We start from the raw sequence: 20,975 nt of genomic DNA on the forward strand, positions 1-20,975 counted from the left end.
AATCACTTCTTATGTAGTATAATATAATCCGTACAAGTCTTATTGTTTCTTCTTTTTCTCCATTATCCCTTATTGAGCAAATCTTGCAGCTTTTATTATGTTTTTTACTTTATAAACATCAGTAGAGAGTCCATAAGATCATCAATTTTGTTTTTTGGAAAGCAGTTTCCTTCAGTACCATCGATGCAGTCTTTTGCAAAGTTTTCTAGCACTATTCCCCCTACTTTGTTTAAGGCGGAGCGGATAGCTGCAATCTGAATTAATATATCCTTACAGTTTGCCTCATTATCAATCATCTTTTCAATGCCTTTAACTTGACCTTCAATTCTTCTTAAGCGGTTCTGGACGTCTTTTTTTGTATCCATTTATTTCCCTCTTTTTCCTATTCAAATTGAAATTGATACTACTTTATTATTGAAAGTCCTAATTCCTTAAGCTGGGTATCATCAACTATATTTGGAGCTTCAGTCATTGGATCAAAGGCATTTTGATTCTTAGGGAATGCTATTACGTCTTTTATATTATCCCTATTACTTAAGAACATAATAAGTCTATCAAAACCAAAAGCCAATCCGCCGTGTGGAGGAGGTCCAAACTTAAATGCCTCAAGTAAGAAGCCAAATCTCTCCCAGGCCTTTTCCTTTGTAAAGCCTAGAATATTAAACATTTTTTCCTGAAGGCTGCTGTCGTGAATTCTTATACTTCCGCCTCCTAGCTCTTCTCCATTTAGTACTATATCATAGGCCTTTGCACGTACCTTTGATGGATCTGTGTCAAGATACTCTATATCTTCATCCATTGGTGCTGTGAAAGGATGATGTTCAGCTTGATATCTATTTTCTTCTTCATTATAAGATACCAGTGGGAACTCAGTTACCCATACAAAGTTAAATTCTTTGTTATCTTTTAATATTTCTAATTTTTTAGCAAGTTCCAATCTAAGTGCTCCTAGTGCTTGAAGAACTACCTTATTGCTGTCAGAGAGTATTAATATTAAATCAGATGGTTTAGCTTCCATAACATTTAATATTTCTTTAATCTCTTCTTCCTTAAGGAACTTAGATATAGGTGATTTTATTTCATCTTCCTTATAGGCAATATAAGCTAGGCCCTTTGCCTTATAGGTCTTAACAAATTCTCCAAGTCTATCTATATCTTTTCTGCCCATGTTTGCTGAACTCGGAACCTTAATGGCTCTTACGCTGCCGCCAGCTTCTAAGGCATCCTTGAACACTTTAAAATCAGCGTTTTTAACAACTTCACTTATATTAACTATTTCCATTCCAAATCTTAAATCTGGCTTATCTGAGCCGTATTTTTCCATAGCAATTCTATAAGGCATTCTCTTTATTGGTGTTTGCACTTCTACATCTAATACATCTTTAAATACCTTTTTAATAAGTCCTTCATTCATGGCAATGACGTCGTCCTGCTCAATAAAGCTCATTTCAATATCCACTTGTGTAAACTCTGGCTGTCTATTTGCTCTTAAGTCTTCGTCTCTAAAGCATTTTACAATTTGGAAATACTTATCAAAGCCTGAAACCATTAAAAGCTGCTTAAATAGCTGTGGTGACTGAGGCAGTGCATAGAACATTCCAGGATAATTTCTGCTTGGAACTAAATAGTCTCTTGCACCTTCTGGAGTACTCTTTGTAAGCATTGGTGTTTCTAATTCTAGGAAGCCATTTTCATCTAAGTAATCTCTTATAGACTTAGCTGCCTTATGTCTTATCATGAAGATGCTTTGCATATCTGGTCTTCTTAAGTCAAGATATCTATATTTCATTCTTATGTTTTCAGAGGCATCTAAGTTTTCTTTTATGTATATAGGTGGTGTTTCTGATTCAGATAATATTTTAATGCTCATTCCCTTTAATTCTACATTACCTGTAGGCATATTGGCATTTGGAGCCTCTCTTTTTACAATTTCTCCAGTCACTGCAAGGCAGTACTCGGATTTTACTGTATCAGCTTTTACAAAGGCTTCATTGTTTATAGCTTCACCAAACACTATCTGAAGTATGCCGGTTCTATCTCTTAAATCTACGAAAATAAGCCCGCCAAGATTTCTTTTCCTTTGAACCCAGCCCATTACAGTTACTTTATTTCCAATATGGGTGTCTCTAAGTTCACCGCACATTATGGTTCTTTTAAGTCCTAATAATGCTTCTCCCATTTTCATTCCTCCAAAATATTATTTATATAATTCAAAGTAAATCTACTAGTTGAATTATTTATATAAACTATTTAATAGCTTATTTTTTTTATCAATCATTTCATCAATTCTTGAAATATACTCTTTTACATCTTTAACATTAAAGTGCCTTTCTAATCTGTCTTCCTTAAGGAAAACAACCTTTGAGGCTGCATCTGCTCCATGAGCTATTATAGTCTGTTTTTCCTCAATCATTTGAATATTATATAGTCCTTCTTTGCCATCTAAGGCATAGCCTATGTTCTCCATATTGCCTATCATATTTTTTTGCCTGTACATATAATAAGGCTTCATGTTTAAAAGCTTTGCAAGTTCTGCTGTTTTATTATACATCTTTATGATTTCATCTTGACATAGCCTTTTTATTTCTTCACCATTTATAAGCTTTTCATGAATTCTGGAAGCTCTTTTAATAGCTAGGCCATGTACGGTAATGCTGTCAGGCTTTAGTTTTAAAATTTCACTACAGGTATTATTTATTTCCTCTAAGCCTTCATTTTCAAGCCCTACAATAATATCCATATTAATATTATCAAAGCCAATTTCCCTAGCTAAATTAAATTTATCTACTACATCTTTAGCTGAATGAGCCCTGCCAATTCGTTTTAAGGTAGCATCATTCATGCTTTGAGGATTTATACTAATTCTATTTACAGCATAATTTTTCATTGTTATAAGCTTATTTTCGGTAATGCTGTCTGGTCTTCCGCATTCCACAGTAAATTCCTGAGGTTTATATTTTACTATAATTTCATTATATATAGTTTTCATTAGGTTCTCAAATTGCATTTCATTTATGGAGGTAGGTGTACCACCTCCAAAATAAGCACACTGAAGCTTTAAATTTTTTTCTTCAAGATACCTGCTTGTATTTATAATTTCCTTAGTTAAGGCTTCTAAGTAAGGCTCAACAAGCTTGCCTAGGCTAGCTATTGGATTTGAGGCAAAGGAACAATAGGAGCATCTTGTTGGGCAAAATGGCATTCCTATATAAATACTAATATTTTTGTCATCTGAATTTATAAAGCTGTCTTCAAGCCTAGCTATGTCTATACAAAGTCTTGTTTTCTCTTCTGAAGCTTCGTAATGTTTCTTGTAGTAATCTATTATCTCACTATCCCTGCTGCCTTCCTTTAAAAGCTTAACGGCTATTTTACTTGGCCTAATACCTAGCATAGTACCCCAAGGAAAATTCATTTTAGTTTTATTCTTAAAAAACAAAAAAATTCCTAGTTTAATTTCATCTGAAAGCTTTATATCCTTTGTAAAAACATATTTAAATTCTTCTGTAGATTCCTTTATTAAAATTTCATCATCTGTAATTGTTATATAATAATCTGCTAAGGGTTCATTACCATTATTAGTAATATTGCTTTCCTTACCTTCCTTAGCATTTATAAATTCTATGTCATAAAGTGTAAAATACAAATTTATTATCTGAAAAACATCATATCTATATTTTAAGTCATTAAGGTAAACTTTAATCATAATTCTCTCCTTATATTCTGTAAAAGGATATTTTTCACTCCCTTTTTAATGCAGGTAATACCTAGCTTTAAATGCAATTAAAACTTTGCAAGGGTCTAATTAAAGCCCTTAAGTTTAAAGGAAAGAATTATTCTCTTTTTCATAGCCGATTGTAGTCATTGGTCCATGACCGGGATAAACATTTACTGCCTCATCCAGTACTAAAAGCTTGCTTTTAATGCTGTGAATTAAGGTTTCAAAGTTTCCACCAGTTAAATCCGTTCTTCCTATGGAACGAAGAAAAAGTGTATCTCCTGTAAATAGGTTATTTTCTGCCTTGTAGCATACTCCCCCTGGAGTGTGTCCAGGAGTTTCTATAACTTCAATTGCAACGCTTCCAATATTAAAGCTAGTATTTTCCTTAACATCCATTGTAAGCTTTACATCCTGCCCCTTGTATTTTAGCGGCCCTAACATAAAATTATTTTCTATAATAAGTCTTCCGTCGGCCTCATTTATGTGTGCTTGAGTCTTATATTTTTCCATAAAATAGCCTACAGCACCTGTATGATCTAAGTGCCCATGAGTTAGCAGTATATATTTTACCTCTGCACCTATTTTACTTAAATAATTATCTATATCCTCAGGGTCTCCACCTGGATCTAAAACTGCACATTCTTTTGTTACTTCGTCCATTAATATATAGCAGTTTGCAGCATATACTCCAGCTGGAATTCTCTTAATAAGCATAGCCTCACCTCATAAAGTACAAAATCCATTTTGTTATTTTTAAATTACCATAACAAATATTTTTATAAGTAAATTTAAAATTGTTTTTTACTATCTATAAGAAGGGTAACCGGTCCGTCATTTTCTATAGAAACCAACATATCTGCTCCAAAGCTTCCGGTCTCTACATTTCCTAGAACCTCACAGCAGAGCTTAACAAACTCATTATATAGTTTTTCTGACTCTTCACCTGCAAGAGCATCAATAAAGCTTGGTCTTCTACCTCTTCTGCAGTCTCCATATAGGGTAAACTGAGATATAACCAGCAGTTCCCCCTTAACTTCTAATAAGGATTTGTTTAATTTTCCATCTTCATCTTCGAAGATTCTTAAATTAATCACCTTGTCTCTAATATATATAGCATCCTCATAGGTGTCATCCCTTGATATCCCTATGAGAAGATTTAAGCCCTTCCCTATTTTACCTATTACTTTATTGTCTACGGAAACACTAGAGGATTTAACTCTCTGCACCACAGCTCTCAAATTTACCACTTCCTTAAGACTTTGTTCTATAAACTTCCAATACACCTTCAAGCCTTCTGATTTTTTTCATAAGCTCTTTTAAATGCTCTATATCTGATATTTTAAGCTTTACAGTTATAACTGCAATATTATTTTTTATAGTTTTAGCATTAACAGCGCTGAGAAAGGTCTTTGTTTCTATGATTAACTCCATTATTTCAGATAGAAGCCCTTCTCTGTCGTCTGCCTTAACTTGAATTTCCGTAATATAGTCACTCCCCTTAGCTGTTCCCCAGCTTACCTCAACAATTTTATTTTCATCGTTTGATAATATACTGGATAGGTTTTTACAGTCAGTTCTATGAATTGATACACCTCTGCCTTTAGTAATATAGCCAAGTATTTCGTCTCCTGGAACAGGATTACAGCACTTTGCAAATCTTATTAAGATATTGCTTATACCCTTTACTTGAACGCTGTGGCTAAGGCTTTTTAGTTTACTAGGGGTATCTGCACTTTTAGCAATGGCTTTATTCATCTGCTCTTCTAACACTTTAACAGCCTGAGCTTCTTGCTTATTTGTTTTATTATAGCTTTCCTTTAGTCTTTGAACTATGGTAGAAGGTGTTATATCCCCAAAGGAAACAGATACAAATATATCATCGATACTATTCATGTTATATTTCTTTAGAAGCTGTTCAAGGCCCTCCCCTTTAGCAAGCTCACCAAAGTTGAAGCCCTGCCTTTTGGTCTCTTTTTCAAGTAAGTCTTTACCCTTAACTATATTTTCTTCTCTTTTAACCTTTTTAAACCAAGACCTGATTTTACTTTTAGCTTGATTGCTTTTAGCTATATTAAGCCAATCAATACTTGGTCCCTTAGGAATGGAAGAGGTTAGAATATCTATAATTTCGCCTGTTTGAAGCTCATAATCAAGGGGTACCATTTTACTATTAACCTTAGCTCCTGTGCATCTGTTGCCTATGTCTGTATGTATCCTATATGCAAAGTCAATAGGAGTTGATCCACTAGGTAAGTTTATAACCGAACCTTTAGGAGTGAATACAAATATTTCATCAGAAAACAGGTCAATTTTAAAGCTTTCCATAAACTCTTCAGCATCAGAGGTATCCCTTTGCCACTCTAACATTTCTCTAAGCCAGGTAAGCTTTGTATCAAGACTACCAGCTGCCGTTCCGGCACTTGTTTCCTTGTACTTCCAATGGGCAGCAATACCATATTCTGCAGTTTTATGCATTTCAAAGGTTCTAATTTGAATTTCAAAAGGCTTACCTTCATGACCAATAACAGTAGAATGAAGGGATTGGTACATGTTTGGCTTCGGCATTGCAATGTAGTCCTTAAACCTGCCTGGTATAGGTTTATACATGGTATGTACAATTCCTAAAGCCGCATAGCAGTCTCTAACATTATTAACTAAAATTCTTACAGCCGTTAAATCAAAAATCTGATCAATGGTTTTATTTTTGTTTATCATCTTGCGATAAATACTATATAGATGTTTTGGTCTTCCATCAATATCTGAGCTTATTCCCGCTTTAAGTAAGTTTTCTTCTAATTCTTTAGTAATGTCACTAATATAATCTTCTCTTTCTACCCTCTTCTCAGATATCTGTTTAACCAAGTCATAATACTCATTTGGATTTGTATATCTAAAAGCTAAGTCTTCAAGTTCCCATTTAATTTTTGAAATACCAAGCCTATGTGCAAGAGGAGCATATATATCGAAGGTTTCCTTTGCAGTTTGCTTTTGTTTCTCAATTGACTTATATTTTAGGGTTCTCATATTGTGAAGTCTATCTGCTAATTTTATTAATATTACTCTTACATCCCTAGCCATAGCTAGCAGCATTTTTCTAACATTGTCAGCTTGCTGCTCTTCTTTAGTTTTAAATTCTATTTTGTCAAGCTTAGTAACACCATCAACTAGATTTGCAACTTCTTCATTAAACTCTCTTACAATATCATCAAAGCTATAAGGTGTATCTTCTATTACATCATGGAGTAATCCAGCAGCTATAGTATTAGTATCCAGGCCCATTTCTACAAGTATACAGGCAACCTCTACAGGATGAGAAATATAGGGTTCACCTGATTCTCTTTTTTGCTCTTTATGGGCATCAAATGCTAAATTATATGCTTTTGTGATAAATTCCTTATTAACATTGCTATGATTTCTTTCAATTGTATCCATTAATTTACTAAGCATTTGGATTACTCTCCTAAAATCAAAGGCTGGTTAATTCAACCAGCCGTTATTTTTACTAATATTATATAATATTATGTAGAAATTTGCAATTTAAAAATTGAATTTCATTATCAGATAAACGTCTTAAAATAATGTTGAAACTTGGTTGTTTAGTAACCAATTAAAACTCATATTCTACTAAGGATAATATATCATGTCCTTCTAACTTGTCTCTTCCCTTAAGTCCAGTTAGTTCTATAACAAAATCTATTGAAGCCACAACTCCACCAACTTGTTCAACAAGCTTTGCTACGGAGCCGATTGTTCCACCAGTTGCAAGCAAATCATCTACAATTGCAACTCTTTGACCTGGAAGTATGGCATCCTTATGAATTTCTAGTTCGTCACTTCCGTATTCCAAATCATAGCTTACTCCTATAGTATCAAATGGAAGTTTCCCTGGCTTTCTAACAGGTACAAATCCAACTCCTAAGGCATAAGCTACTGGTGCTCCAAATAAAAAGCCTCTAGCTTCTGGTCCAACAACTACATCAATGTTCTTATCCTTTAAATGTTTAGCAATAGTATCTATAGTATATTTTAAAGCTTCTCCATCTTCAAGAATTGTAGTAACATCCTTAAAGCTAATTCCTTCCTTTGGAAAGTCCTCAATAACTCTTATTTTTTCTTTTAAATCCACTTTTAGTTCCCCCTTTGAACTTTGTCCTTTTACGTAATTTACGAATATTATTTTATAGTATAAAATTATTATGCGGCATTGAAATTTCCCAAGTTTAAGTTGTTGTAATAATTCACTTAATCTATTATTCAAATAATACTTATACATTATACATTAATTGTTCAGTAATTTTCAAGCTTTAAATAAAATAATAATGGCAGACACAAGAGTTATTGAGTAAAAGAATAACTCCTGTGCCTGCCATTTGTTTTAATTATATGGTTAACATTTGTTTTTTATTATGCTGGGCTGCTTGCTAAAGCTTTTTTCTTTCTTTTCTTTAGAAGTACCCATAAAGGGCTAGCTATAAATATTGAAGAATAACAACCAGATGCTATACCTATTATTAAAGGAAAAGCGAAGTTTCTAACTGAAGGTACAAATATATATACTGCAGTTATAGTAATTAAAACTGTTAATACGGTATTTATAGATCTAGTCATTGTTTGAGTTATACTTGCATTAGCAAGTGCTGTAAAGTCGTTCTTCTTCATATATTTTTGATTTTCTCTAATTCTATCAAATACAACTATAGTATCATTAATAGAGTAACCAATTACAGTTAACATTGCTGCTATAAAGGCAGAGTCAACTGGAACCTTAAATAAGGCATATACTCCAAGGGTTATAAGTACATCATGCAAAAGTGAAATAATAGCAGCTACTCCAAAGTTAAATTCAAACCTTATTCCTATATATATAAGCATTGCAATTGTTGCTATAATAAGTGCCAATCCAGCTTTTTGCTTTAATTCGTTACCTATAGATGCTCCAACGTTATCCTGGCTTATTAAATCGCTGTCTTTAAGTTTATATTTATCCTTTATTTCCTTAAACATATTAGCAATTTGCTCACCGGTTAAGCTGTTACTCTTAATTTCAAGTTCAGGAGCAGTGTTTCCTTCTGGAGTTGATTTATTGGTTAAAGCCTGTTTATCGTATTTTTGTATTATTGTATCTACATCTGACTTTGTAAAGTCTTTTTCCATGTTAACTCTGATTATGGTACCGCCTTTAAAATCTATACCAAAATCAAGACCTCTAGTAGCTAATCCTCCAAGTCCTATTACAATAACAATTGCTGAAATTGTAAACCACAGCCAGGTTTTTTCAATTATCTTTAGCATTTTATTTCACACCCCTTCTCATGTCATGTACTCCGAATGTTCCAATAGTCCACTTTTTATTAAACCAGCCCATATTAACTGCAAGCTTAGTAATAGCCTTAGTGAAGGTAATTGCAGTGAACATACTTAGAAGTACACCTATAATCAGGGTAAGAGCGAAGCCTTTAACTGTTCCGGATCCTAGAGAGTAAAGTACAATACCCGATATAACCGTAGTAAGATTTGAGTCTATTATTGATGACATAGCTCTGTGGAAACCTGCATCAATAGCTGACTTTGGCGATTTTCCAGCCTTCAGCTCTTCCTTGGTTCTTTCAATTATGAGTACATTGGCATCTACCGCCATACCTACTGTAAGCAGGAAGCCTGCAATGCCTGAAAGGGTTAAAGTAGCTCCAATTAATGAGAAAATAAGTAGTAATAATATCATGTAAAGTACTAGGGATATATTTGCTAAAAAACCTGGTACTCTATAATATAGAAGCATAAATAAAAATACTATTCCAATACCAACTTCTCCTGCCTTTATACTCTGAGGCATAGCATTGGCTCCAAGTGTTGGGCCAACAACATTAACAGAAGCTGTTTTTAAGGTTACAGGAAGTGCACCGGATTTTATTATACTGGCAGTGTTTTTAGCTTCAGTCAAATCCTTGCTTCCAGTAATTTGGGCCTTACCATCTGTAATAACTGCCTGAACTGTAGGGCTGCTTATTAATTGATCATCCATATATATAGATATTGGCTGACCAATAAATTTTGCAGTTGCATCAGCAAACTTCTTAGTTCCGGAAGTATTTAATTCCAGGCTTATAATTGGCTGACCAGTTTGATCTATCATAGCAGTTGCATCTTTTACATCATCCTTACCAGTTAAGATGTCAACATTATCTGGACCTTTGAATTTTAAAACACCGGGTTTCCCTATTGTGTCTATTACCTGCTTTGTATCAAACACACCAGGAATATCAATTCTTATTCTTGAACCTTCTTTAGAAATTGAAGTTTCACTAACTCCCATTTTATTTATTCTTAGAGATAATAGTTCAATGGTTCTATCTAAATCCGCTTGAGATGGCTTGTTGCCTTGGATCTCCATAAGTGCAGAAACACCGCCTTGAAGATCAAGCCCTCTGTTTATTGTTTCTGAAAATGGTTTTATCCTATAGTCACCAATTACAATACCCTTAATACCACTATAGGCTAAAAAGAAAATAACAAGAATAATAGCTAAAAATGTTGCTGTACTTTTCCCTTTTGATTTCATCTTTATCCCCCTTCGTATACTTTCATCGCTTACGCTGTTAGAGTTAATTATATTACCTTTTCAAAATATAGTCAACTTTGGTTAAATATGTCCTACTTTTGCATTTCCTTTGCCTTAAGAGCTATGGCACATTCTATTCTCTTTTTCTGCATCTTGCAGCCAAGTTCATAGGGAATATGAACATCGCCATTAAAGTTATAATTGTTGGCCTGGCAGCCGCCGCTGCAGTAAAATCTTGCCCAACATTCCTTACATGTAGGTTTATTGTATATATGAGCCTTTTTAAAGGTGTCAGATATAGAACTATCATAGCCTTCTTCAAAAATGCTTCCCATTTTAAAAGCTTCATTTCCTACAAACTGATGGCAGGGGTAAATATCTCCATCTGGTGTTATGGCAAGATACTCATGTCCAGCTCCACAGCCTGATATTCTCTTATAGACACAGGGTCCTCCTTGAAGATCAATGTTGAAATGATAAAACTTAAAGTTCTCATTAGCCTTACGTTTTTCCAGTAAGTAATCATATAGCTTATCATACTGGTTATAAATTTCTGGCAGGTCTTCTTCTCTTAAAGACAGCTCATGTTCAGAAGGGAGAACTACTGGTTCAACTGATACCTCATCAAAGCCTAAGTCTGCAAAGTGCTTTACGTCTTCAAAAAAGTCGGTATTTTCTCTTGTGAAAGTACCTCTAACATAATACTGCTTTGATTTATCTCTCTTTTCCACCATAGCCTTAATCTTAGGAAGAATTTTGTCATAACTGCCACTGCCGTCCACTCTAATTCTTACCTTATCATTTACACTTTTTCTTCCATCAATACTCAATACTATATTTCCCATTTGCTTATCAATATATTCCATTATTTCATCATTAAGAAGCGTTGCATTTGTGGTCATAGTAAATCTGATGTTCTTATTATGTATTTTTTCCTGCTCTCTTGCATAATCCACAATTTCCTTTATAGTATTAAATACCATTAAAGGTTCTCCCCCAAAGAGGTCTATTTCAATATTTTTTCTAGGGCCGGAATTTTGGATAACAAAATCTATTGCCTTCTTCCCAACTTCAGCAGTTATCAGCTTCCTGCAGCCTTTGTATTCACCCTCATCTGCAAAACAGTACTTGCATCTTAAATTGCAGTCATGGGCAACATTTAAGCAAAGGGCTTTTACAAAGGACTTGGATTTATCATTTAAGGCTATTTCCTCATAAAGGTCTTTTGTATATAAAAGCTCATTATCAATAAGCTCTAAAAGCTCATTATATGCCTCTTCAACTTCTTCTTTAGAATATTTATTTAAACTTAAAACTTCTTCTTTTTCCTTTAGATTATTTTCATCTAATAGATCAAATACCAATTCATCAACAGCATGTACAACTCCTGAATTTACATCTATTACATAAAAATCATTTCCTTGAATAAATTTATGAACTAATGACAATTGTTTTTCCTCCCACAGTATCTGTAAAATTATATATATTAATATTGCTTAATTATAAATATAAAGCAGTAACATTAGTTACTGCTTGGTATTATATTAATTTTCGCAAGCTAAGTTAGCAACTGTACAAGAAGTTTTACATGCTGATTGACATGAATTTGCACATTCCTTGCAGCCAGGTTTCTTTAAGCTATCCTTAATATTGCTTCTGTTTATTGTTGTGATATGTTTCATTTCAATTCCTCCATTCCTAAATCATTCCATGAAAATTATAACATAGATATAATGCAAAATAAAGTGTTTTATAGATTTATTCCAAGCATTCCTGAGAGTATTCCTGTTACTAAAGCCAGCATTACCCTCCATAGATCACGCATGTTTATTGCTTCTTTACCCCAAACAAAAGTAGCTATGTAAATTATTAAAATATATAAAACAGAAGTTAAAAGACCAACTAACCATCCTCTGCTACCTATTTTCTTTGCCGAATAAATTGAAGCGTATATAATACTTATCATGCTTGTAAGCAAAATGCATATTGATAACGCACTTTCCCCTATGCTGCTGTAGGTCTGAATTAAGGCCAGTAAAAATGCAATTACTAAAGTTACAATTAAGCCTCTTAACACACCTTTTCCTATGTACACGTAATTCTTTTTGTTTTCTTCCAAAATAGTCAGCACCTCCAAAAAATAATAAAACATCTCTTTTATACATACTATTATGTATGTAAGAAGGAGATGTTTTATGATTAATTTTCTTTAGTTTCTACAGCTTCTGGTTCTCTTGAACTCATAACATGAGAAATACCATTTTTGTCTAATTTAATTCTTACTCTATCTGGTCCAGTTTCTAGGATTACAAATTTATCTTGTATAGTTACTATTTTACCAATAATACCACCACGACTTGCAATCTCATCGTTGACTTTAAGACCGCCTAGCATTGAACTATACTTCTTTTTTCTTCTGTTTTCTGGAACCAATATAAAAAGATAAAAAAGAGCTATCATTATAACAAAATACATTATAGGTGATTGTAATATGCTTGCCATATTAACCCTCCTTTCTAATACATAATTATATCAAGCTTAACGCTTAATGCAAATATAAAGAATTACTTGTTTTTGCCCATTGACCACTCTGAAAGCTTCTTCTCTTTAAATTCTTCAAAATAATCTCCATCAATGGCATTACGTATATCTTCCATAAGCTTATTGTAAAAGTATAAGTTATGTAAAACACATAGTCTCATAGCTAGCATTTCTTTAGCCTTAAATAGATGTCTAATGTAGGCCCTTGAGTAGTATCTGCAGGCAGGACAGTTACAGCCTTCATCAATAGGACTTTTATCGAGTTCAAATTGTGCATTCATTATATTTATTTTACCATATTTAGTAAAGACATGTCCATGCCTTCCATTTCTTGCAGGCAGAACACAATCAAAGAAGTCTACTCCCCTTGCTACAGCCTCCAAAATATTTTCCGGAGTTCCTACCCCCATTAAATATATTGGTTTATCCTGTGGAAGGTATGGTACTACAGCATCAATTATTCTATACATCTCTTCGTGACTTTCCCCTACTGCAAGGCCCCCAATAGCATAACCATCTAAATTCATTTTTGAAATAGTCTTGGCATGGTCAATTCTTATATCCTCATAAACTCCACCTTGGTTTATACCAAAGAGCATCTGCTCTTTATTAATGGTATCAGGAAGTGAATTTAGCCTATCTAATTCAAACTTGCACCTCTCAAGCCACCTTGTAGTTCTATTAACAGAGTTTATAACATAATCCTTAGGAGATGGATTTGGAATGCACTCATCAAAGGCCATTGCTATGGTAGAGGCTAAATTGCTTTGTATCTGCATGCTTTCCTCTGGCCCCATAAAAATTTTTCTGCCATCTATATGTGAGCTGAAATAAACTCCTTCTTCCTTAATCTTTCTAATGTCAGCTAGTGAAAATACCTGAAATCCACCTGAGTCCGTAAGAATTGGTTTATCCCAATTCATAAACTCATGAAGCCCGCCTAATTTATTTACTACCTTATCTCCAGGTCTTAAATGAAGATGATAGGTGTTAGAAAGTTCAACCTGACAGTTTATTTCTTTAAGGTCCATAGAGGATACGGCACCCTTTATTGCAGCTAATGTTCCTACATTCATAAATACCGGAGTTTGAATAGTTCCATGAGGTGTAACAAATTCACCCCTTCTCACCTTGCCGCTTTTTTTAAGTAATTTATACAAGTAATACACATCCTTTGATTATTATTTAAGAAACATAGCATCCCCAAAGCTAAAAAATCTATATTTATTTTCTACTGCTTCATTATAGGCCTTCATAATTATATCCCTGCTTGAAAATGCACTTACAAGCATTATTAAAGTTGATTCCGGCAGATGAAAATTAGTAATAAGTGCATCTACTATCTTAAACTTATATCCTGGGTAAATAAATATATCTGTCCACCCTGACTGCTCTCTAACTCTTCCATTTTTATCGGCTATGGTTTCAAGGGTCCTGTTTGAAGTGGTTCCTACAGCTATTACCCTTTTACCACTTTCTTTTGCCTTATTTATAACATCTGCAGTTTCCTTATTCATTACGTAGTACTCAGAATGCATAGTGTGTTCTTCTACCTTATCACTTTTTACTGGCCTAAAGGTTCCTAGTCCAACATGCAGTGTAATAAAGGCTAAATTAACACCCTTCTCTCTTATTTTATCCATTAATTCTTCAGTAAAATGAAGTCCTGCAGTTGGTGCTGCAGCTGAGCCTACTTCTCTTGAATATACTGTCTGATATCTTTCCTTATCAACAAGCTTTTCCTTTATGTAAGGAGGAAGGGGCATTTGGCCAAGTCTATCTAATACTTCCTCAAATATTCCTTCGTAAGTAAACTTAACTATTCTATTTCCTTCTTTTCCTATATCAATAATCTCTGCTTTTAATTCTCCATTTCCAAATTCAAAGATGGTCCCTATTTTAGCCTTCTTCCCTGGCTTTACTAAAGTTTCATAGGTATTTATATTTATTCTTCTAAGGAGTAGTAATTCAATTTTACCTCCAGAGCCCTGTTTTGAACCAATAAGCCTTGCAGGCATAACTCTTGTATCATTAAGTACTAAACAGTCTCCTGAATTTAAATAATCTATTATATCTTTAAATATCTTATGATGAATTTCACCAGTATTTTTATCAACAGCCATTAGTCTGGATTCGTCTCTTTTTTCAATTGGATGCTGTGCAATTAATTCTTCAGGTAAATCAAAATAAAAATCTTTTACTTCCAAAACTGCCACCTTCTCATATGTAAATTGTTACGCCAAAATCAATATAAACTTAAATAAATAATAGTATATATAGACTTTGTGCATATCTGTATTCTATTTATCAAACATTGAATATTGCTCCATTGATTGCTTATTTCTGCTTCTATTTAAGTGTTTATAAGCTTTATCAGTTGCCATTCTTCCTCTTGGGGTTCTGATAATAAAGCCCTTTTGAAGTAAATAAGGTTCATAAACACCTTCTATGGTATCTAACTCTTCTCCGACGAAGTAGGAAAGAGTTTCTAGTCCTACAGGTCCTCCATTAAAATTATCTACTATGGCTTCAAGTATTCTGTTGTCAAGTCTATCAAAGCCTTGAGTATCAATTTCTAAAAGTTCTAAAGCTGCTTTTGCAATACTAAGGTTAATTAAGCCATTACCTTTTACATCAGAATAATCTCTCACTCTTTTTAAAAGCCTGTTTGCTATTCTTGGAGTGCCTCTTGAACGCCTTGCAATCTCTAAGGCAGCATCATCATCAATTTCCGTCTCCAGTATTTTTGCAGACCTTGTTATTATTTCTTTAAGCTCAGCATCCTCATAAAATTCCATTGAACATAAGACACCGAACCTATCCCTTAAAGGGGCTGTTAACAGACCTACCCTTGTTGTTGCACCAATAAGAGTAAACTTAGGCAAATCTATTCTAATAGATTTTGCTGCGGCGCCCTTTCCTATAACAATATCAAGGGCATTGTCTTCCATTGCAGGATATAGTATTTCTTCTACAGCTCTATTTAGTCTGTGTATTTCATCTATAAAAAAAACATCATTATCATTTAAGCTAGTTAGTATTGCTGCCAAATCACCAGCTCGTTCTATAGCTGGGCCAGAGGTTATCTTTAAGCTTCCCTTCATTTCTCTAGCAATAATATTGGCTAAAGTTGTTTTTCCAAGTCCTGGAGGACCATATAGAAGGACATGGTCCAGTGCCTCACTTCTAAGCTTAGCAGCTTCAATAAATATATTAAGCTTTTCCTTTACCTTACTTTGGCCAATATATTCTCGTAAATTCTTCGGTCTCAAACTATATTCAATATCATTATCTTCTTCTATATTTACCCCTGTAATAATTCTTTCTTCCATAAAGCAAATCTCCTTAGCCTAAAAGTTGTTTTAGACTGTTTTTAATAATAAGTTCCACAGCTTCCTCTTTATTAACCTTCTTTAAGGCAGCTGATGCTTCTTTTTCAGAATAGCCTAGTGAAATTAGAGCTTCAAGTGCTTCATTGATTTTATTATCTTCATCAATTACTGCAGCTCCACTGCTGCTATTTACGGCATCCTTATCTCCCTTTAACTTATCTTTCAATTCTAAAATAATCCTTTGAGCTGTTTTCTTGCCTATACCAGGTGCTCTAGTTAAGTTCTTTTCATCTCCAGTTAAAATAGCATATTTTAAGTTATTTACACTGCTTATCGACAATAAGGATAGTGAAGCCTTAGCCCCTACCCCATTAATACCAAGAAGCAGATTAAACATTGTAAGTTCGTCTCTTGTTAGAAAGCCGTAAAGGCCTATAAAATCTTCCCTTACTAATTGCTGAATATATAAAGTAACTGTATCCTTTATTCCAGGCATATTGGCCAAAGTAGTACCGGAAGTAAAAATTTTATAACCTATATTATTATTTTCTAGGACTATGTAATCTTTATAAACTCCTACAAAAACACCTTTTATATAATCGTACAACTTAATTCATCCTTCCAAAAAAGCAAAAATAATATAATTCATATATTACTTTACCATCAACTAAGTTTTTATTCAATAAAAAAACTTGGGTTAAGAGTTAAACTCCCCAAGTTTTTCTTCAGCTTCTTCTCTTGTATTAAACTGAAAGCTCTTACTTCCTTTTACAAGAAGATTATAGTCTCCTTGTGTAGGAACCTTAATATTAGTAATATCAGAATCTTCATTTTCTATATATAAGTTGCTATTAGCATCAGTTTTAAATATTGCAAAACAGTTTCCATTAACTCCTAAAATATACTTATTAGGAGCATAGGCATTTACCTTTTTAAGCAGTACTGCTTCAGTTTTTGTAATATTTTCAACCTCATAGCCTTGAGCTTCTAATTGTTCCTTAGTTTTTCCTGCAAAATCTGAAGTGATCATTTCTCTGCTGTCAATGTCACCGCTTTTTTCATACTCTATTTTAAGTATAACCTTTGCGTTTTGTGAGATAACACTTTCAGTATTTGAGTTTAAGGTTAATTTATCTATATCGCTAGCTGACTGAAGGCCCTGTCCTCTGTTATTTAAAGAAGTTAATTTTTTAAAACCGATATTATAACTTATATAAAATATACCTATAAGAATAAATGTCATTACAATGACTAATAATGAAATCTTTTTCTTAGACATAATATCCTCCTATTTTATTACAAAAGATAAACATCTTTTTATTTAACAGGTATTATGTCCACAAATAAACTATTTATACATTTTATAGATAATTTAAATTATATTTAGTATTATGCTTGTTTAAAGTTCATCCCCCAGCATATCTTTTAATAGCTGCTCTATCTTTGGGGTACAGCGTCTTCCTCCACAAGGACCAGAACCGGCTCCGGTAGCTGCCTGAACCTCCTTAATTGTTCTTGCCCCGTTTCTAATGGCTTTCTTCATAGTAGATCTTGGTATTGCCTTACACAAACATACCTTAGTTAATTTATCTAATATTTCTTCATTTAAATTCTGTTCCATATATAACAACTCCTACATTATTTACTCTTCAGTTATTAACTGATTATTTTACGTATTATTATATAATTAATTTCTTAGAAATCAAGGATAATTATTTAAAAACTTGTAACTATTTAATTAAATATTAAAATCCGCTGAAAATAAAAAAACACTAACAAAGCTAGTGTTTTGATGTTGACTAAGTCTATAAGCCGAGTTCTGTATTTGACAGCCATCTATCTAGGCCTGTTGTTACCAATCAGGCTCAAGCGACACACCCGAAGGCGAAGCGGGCAACCTCTTAATCCATTTAAGGATTCTGCCTTCCTATTTGGTCTTGCTCCAAGTGGGGTTTACATAGCCGCAAAGTCGCCAATGCGCTGGTGAGCTCTTACCTCGCCTTTCCACCCTTACCACGCTTAAGAAATCTTAAACATGGCGGTATATCTCTGTTGCACTTTCCTTAAAGTCACCTTCACTGGGGGTTACCCAGCACCCTGCCCTGTGGAGCTCGGACTTTCCTCTCCCTAAAAAGCCATAATGGCAATTAGGCAGCGACCGTCTGGCTTACTCAACGAAATATATAATATCATAGTATTTAAATTTTATCAAATAAATTTTATTTCCATTTAAGATAATAAAATATAATTTACTTTTGTTTTACTCATATTTATAAAATAGGTTTATCTTCAAAATTAAAGGTATTTATAAATTGGCTTGCTAGCTTCTGAAATAATAACATTATTGGTATAATTTAAAGCTGACAGCTCATCTCGAAGATTATCAGCAAAGATCTTCAGAGCTGGCCATTCGCTTTCAAAGTGCCCTGCATCAATAATAGCCATGCCCATTTCACTAAAGTCGCTGGTGTTATGATATTTGGTATCACCTGTTATTATTAAATCTGCTCCAAGTTTAAAAGCTGCCTCATAGTAGTCTTCACCGCTGCCATTTACAACTGCAACCCTTCTAATTAGCTTAGAGTCCTCTCCCACATATCTTAAGCCCTTAACTTCTAATTTATCTTTTACATGGTTGCAAATCTTTATTAATGTTAAGGGGGATGGCAATACTGCTAGTCTTCCTATACCATCTTTTTCTGAGGAATTGTTGCTATTGTTTACTTCTATAATTGAATAGTTTTCATAGCCTAAAAGTTTCACTAGCATATCATTTAAGCCATAATATACCGAATCTAAATTAGTATGAGCTGAGTAAACTGCTATATCATTTCTTATAAGCTCTATAATTTTCTTTCCAATAAGTGTTTCATCGGTAACGGACCTTGGTTTTATAAAAAGCAGTGGATGATGTGTTAATATAAAATTACAGTTCTTTTCTTTAGCTTCTTTTATTACCTGAAGTGTACAATCTAGAGCAACTAGTATGCTAGAAACCTCTTTTTCAAGGTTTCCTACCATAAGCCCTACATTGTCATAGTCCTCTTTTAAATTTACTGGTGCTAAATTTTCCATTAAGTTTCTTAAATCCCTAACTTTTAGCGGCATAAATCAAGCAGTCCCTTCAAGTCTTTTATTTTATTTATAACCTCAGTTTTCCTAATTTGAGAATTCACACTGTTATCTATTAATTTATTATTAATTGAATTATATTTTTCTAATTTATAATTGATAAAATCTTTTAGGAGGTAATGCCTCTTATCAAGGAGTTTTTTGCCTACTTCATAATAAATTGGCTCTACTTTCTCCTTAACTTTCTCAAACTTCAATTTAATTATTTCATAAAATTTATTATCCTCAAAAACAAGCTCTTCATCAATAATTGTAAATCCTATATTATAAATATACTGCCTGAAAACTTCAGGGTTTTGTACAGGTTGAGCTATGCAGCAGCCTAAGCTTTTAAATACTTCAATGTCATTATTAATAATGTCTCTAATTAGATTTCCACCCATACCAGCTACTACAGCTGTATCTGCTTCATAGGGCTTTATAGTATTAAGGCCTGCTCCTAAGCGGCATTCTATTTTCTTTGTCAAGCCTTCCTCTGCAATATTTTTTTCTGCCTTTTTTATTGGTCCTTCATTTATATCTGAGGCTACTGCCCTTTTGCATATTTCATTTTTTATAAGCCATATAGGAATATATGCATGATCCGTACCTATATCAGCTAAACACTCACAAGGCTCCACCATAGACGCAATTTTTAAAAGTCTTAAGCTTAGTTCCATATTGTCTCCTATCGTCGAAATACTGCGTGGTTTAAAAACGCTCATTCCCATTCGCAAACCACTCGCTAAAGACCATTTAGGACTTTAGCCTATTTATTTAAAGGTAAGTAGTATTCTAATTTGTATGATTAAAAATGCAGCTGCTATTAGTAAAGAAATGTACATATATTTTTTAGCAGATTTTTTATCATATTTAGCATAGAAATGTGAGGCATAATACATACAAAACAATATAGCCATATTAAGCACACCATATATCATTTGATTGAAGGCAAATTGTTTGCCGGTTCCCTTATCTACAGGTAAAAATGAAGAATCAAAATTCAGAGGCATACTGCTAGGAAGCTTATCTGTTAAATACAAAATAAATGGATTTAAAGTTAAAATGAAGATAATAATACTTGAGAGTATTAGAGGTAGTATAAAGCCTCTATCCTTGTGCAGACTAACATGTTTTTCTTCATTACGAGTCCAATCACTTTCCACTTCATTGTTTTTCTCTAATACTGATTTAAAGCTTTTAAAATCCATTGGAGTAATTGCATAATTTTTTTCATTTACTTTTAAATATATAATATTTTTATTTGAAGTTACATACATATTGGTGGTACCTATTTTTTTTATCACTGACTTTCCTAAAGCAAAGTTATTATTACCTAGGCCACTTAGTTTAACTCCATTAATATTTCCTTCTTCAACCTTATAGTATTCAATTTCTTCGTAAGGTATTTTAATTGTCTTAATGAAATTAATAATATATAGATTTTTCTCATCTGTTCCATATTTGAGCGTAGTATATTGAAGAATATAGTATAGTTGATAGGCTGTAATAACAACAAATGCAATTTTTAATAAACTAAATAGAATATATGTATTTACTAAGAATAAACCAGCAGTAAAAAGTAATACATATACTAAGAGTAAGCCTAAAATATAATATATTCCTTGTCCTTTACATGGTTTATAAATTTCCATATTATCACCCCATTCCTAATATTATACCATAATATATATAATATTTAAAACAATTA

Annotated in this window: 22 protein-coding genes and 1 other RNA gene; all 23 read right to left on the reverse strand. The window is 33.1% G+C overall.

Annotated elements, in window-relative coordinates; all coding sequences use genetic code 11:
• Positions 1-104: 104 nt before the first annotated feature.
• Positions 105-365, reverse strand: a complete 261-nt coding sequence (locus ACJDUG_RS10425; protein WP_406769835.1) for a metal-sensitive transcriptional regulator — start codon at positions 363-365, stop codon at positions 105-107.
• Positions 366-403: 38 nt separating this feature from the next.
• The gene (aspS, locus tag ACJDUG_RS10430; protein ID WP_406769836.1) at positions 404-2,179 is read right to left on the reverse strand and encodes an aspartate--tRNA ligase; all 1,776 of its coding nucleotides are present in this window, start codon (positions 2,177-2,179) and stop codon (positions 404-406) included.
• Between the two features lie 54 nt (positions 2,180-2,233).
• On the reverse strand, positions 2,234-3,709 hold the full coding sequence (locus ACJDUG_RS10435) for a coproporphyrinogen III oxidase (RefSeq protein ID WP_406769923.1): 1,476 nt from the start codon (positions 3,707-3,709) through the stop codon (positions 2,234-2,236).
• Positions 3,710-3,820: 111 nt separating this feature from the next.
• Complete coding sequence (locus tag ACJDUG_RS10440) at positions 3,821-4,435, reverse strand: MBL fold metallo-hydrolase (protein WP_406769837.1); 615 nt, start codon at positions 4,433-4,435, stop codon at positions 3,821-3,823.
• A gap of 74 nt (positions 4,436-4,509) precedes the next feature.
• A complete protein-coding gene (gene dtd / locus ACJDUG_RS10445; protein ID WP_406769924.1) occupies positions 4,510-4,959 on the reverse strand; it encodes a D-aminoacyl-tRNA deacylase in 450 nt (149 codons plus the stop codon).
• Between the two features lie 13 nt (positions 4,960-4,972).
• Complete coding sequence (locus tag ACJDUG_RS10450) at positions 4,973-7,168, reverse strand: RelA/SpoT family protein (protein WP_406769838.1); 2,196 nt, start codon at positions 7,166-7,168, stop codon at positions 4,973-4,975.
• 160 nt (positions 7,169-7,328) lie between these two features.
• Entirely contained in the window at positions 7,329-7,847 is a 519-nt protein-coding gene (locus tag ACJDUG_RS10455; protein WP_406769839.1) for an adenine phosphoribosyltransferase, read from the reverse strand.
• 278 nt (positions 7,848-8,125) lie between these two features.
• Positions 8,126-9,013, reverse strand: a complete 888-nt coding sequence (gene secF / locus ACJDUG_RS10460) for a protein translocase subunit SecF (protein ID WP_406769840.1) — start codon at positions 9,011-9,013, stop codon at positions 8,126-8,128.
• A gap of 1 nt (position 9,014) precedes the next feature.
• Complete coding sequence (gene secD, locus ACJDUG_RS10465) at positions 9,015-10,280, reverse strand: protein translocase subunit SecD (RefSeq protein ID WP_406769841.1); 1,266 nt, start codon at positions 10,278-10,280, stop codon at positions 9,015-9,017.
• A 92-nt stretch (positions 10,281-10,372) separates the two neighbouring features.
• A complete protein-coding gene (gene scfB / locus ACJDUG_RS10470) occupies positions 10,373-11,728 on the reverse strand; it encodes a thioether cross-link-forming SCIFF peptide maturase (RefSeq protein WP_406769842.1) in 1,356 nt (451 codons plus the stop codon).
• A gap of 96 nt (positions 11,729-11,824) precedes the next feature.
• On the reverse strand, positions 11,825-11,962 hold the full coding sequence (gene scfA, locus ACJDUG_RS10475; RefSeq protein ID WP_406764454.1) for a six-cysteine ranthipeptide SCIFF: 138 nt from the start codon (positions 11,960-11,962) through the stop codon (positions 11,825-11,827).
• A gap of 68 nt (positions 11,963-12,030) precedes the next feature.
• Positions 12,031-12,399 carry a TIGR04086 family membrane protein gene (locus ACJDUG_RS10480; RefSeq protein ID WP_406769843.1) on the reverse strand — a complete coding sequence of 123 codons (369 nt, stop codon included), beginning with the start codon at positions 12,397-12,399 and terminating at the stop codon, positions 12,031-12,033.
• Positions 12,400-12,479: 80 nt separating this feature from the next.
• Positions 12,480-12,782: a preprotein translocase subunit YajC gene (gene yajC / locus ACJDUG_RS10485; protein ID WP_406769844.1), complete on the reverse strand. Its 303-nt coding sequence runs from the start codon at positions 12,780-12,782 to the stop codon at positions 12,480-12,482.
• A gap of 62 nt (positions 12,783-12,844) precedes the next feature.
• Positions 12,845-13,981, reverse strand: a complete 1,137-nt coding sequence (gene tgt, locus ACJDUG_RS10490) for a tRNA guanosine(34) transglycosylase Tgt (RefSeq protein WP_406769845.1) — start codon at positions 13,979-13,981, stop codon at positions 12,845-12,847.
• Between the two features lie 21 nt (positions 13,982-14,002).
• A complete protein-coding gene (gene queA, locus ACJDUG_RS10495; protein WP_406769846.1) occupies positions 14,003-15,028 on the reverse strand; it encodes a tRNA preQ1(34) S-adenosylmethionine ribosyltransferase-isomerase QueA in 1,026 nt (341 codons plus the stop codon).
• Between the two features lie 93 nt (positions 15,029-15,121).
• Complete coding sequence (gene ruvB / locus ACJDUG_RS10500) at positions 15,122-16,153, reverse strand: Holliday junction branch migration DNA helicase RuvB (protein ID WP_406769847.1); 1,032 nt, start codon at positions 16,151-16,153, stop codon at positions 15,122-15,124.
• Positions 16,154-16,166: 13 nt separating this feature from the next.
• Complete coding sequence (ruvA, locus tag ACJDUG_RS10505; RefSeq protein WP_406769848.1) at positions 16,167-16,760, reverse strand: Holliday junction branch migration protein RuvA; 594 nt, start codon at positions 16,758-16,760, stop codon at positions 16,167-16,169.
• A 90-nt stretch (positions 16,761-16,850) separates the two neighbouring features.
• Positions 16,851-17,432 (reverse strand): hypothetical protein, encoded by a 582-nt coding sequence (locus tag ACJDUG_RS10510; protein WP_406769849.1) that lies wholly within the window; start codon positions 17,430-17,432, stop codon positions 16,851-16,853.
• Positions 17,433-17,552: 120 nt separating this feature from the next.
• Positions 17,553-17,774, reverse strand: a complete 222-nt coding sequence (locus ACJDUG_RS10515) for a (2Fe-2S)-binding protein (RefSeq protein WP_406769850.1) — start codon at positions 17,772-17,774, stop codon at positions 17,553-17,555.
• A gap of 171 nt (positions 17,775-17,945) precedes the next feature.
• Positions 17,946-18,327: RNase P RNA component class A (gene rnpB, locus ACJDUG_RS10520), an RNA gene on the reverse strand.
• Between the two features lie 121 nt (positions 18,328-18,448).
• The gene (locus ACJDUG_RS10525; protein ID WP_406769851.1) at positions 18,449-19,261 is read right to left on the reverse strand and encodes a Nif3-like dinuclear metal center hexameric protein; all 813 of its coding nucleotides are present in this window, start codon (positions 19,259-19,261) and stop codon (positions 18,449-18,451) included.
• Entirely contained in the window at positions 19,252-19,944 is a 693-nt protein-coding gene (locus ACJDUG_RS10530; protein WP_406769852.1) for a tRNA (adenine(22)-N(1))-methyltransferase, read from the reverse strand. The genes ACJDUG_RS10525 and ACJDUG_RS10530 overlap by 10 nt, the downstream gene beginning before the upstream one ends.
• Before the next feature lie 93 nt (positions 19,945-20,037).
• Entirely contained in the window at positions 20,038-20,919 is an 882-nt protein-coding gene (locus ACJDUG_RS10535; protein ID WP_406769853.1) for a PH domain-containing protein, read from the reverse strand.
• Positions 20,920-20,975: the final 56 nt, after the last annotated feature.

The organism is Candidatus Clostridium stratigraminis, from assembly GCF_045310675.1.
GTDB classification, from domain to species: Bacteria; Bacillota; Clostridia; order Clostridiales; family Clostridiaceae; genus Clostridium_AT; species Clostridium_AT stratigraminis.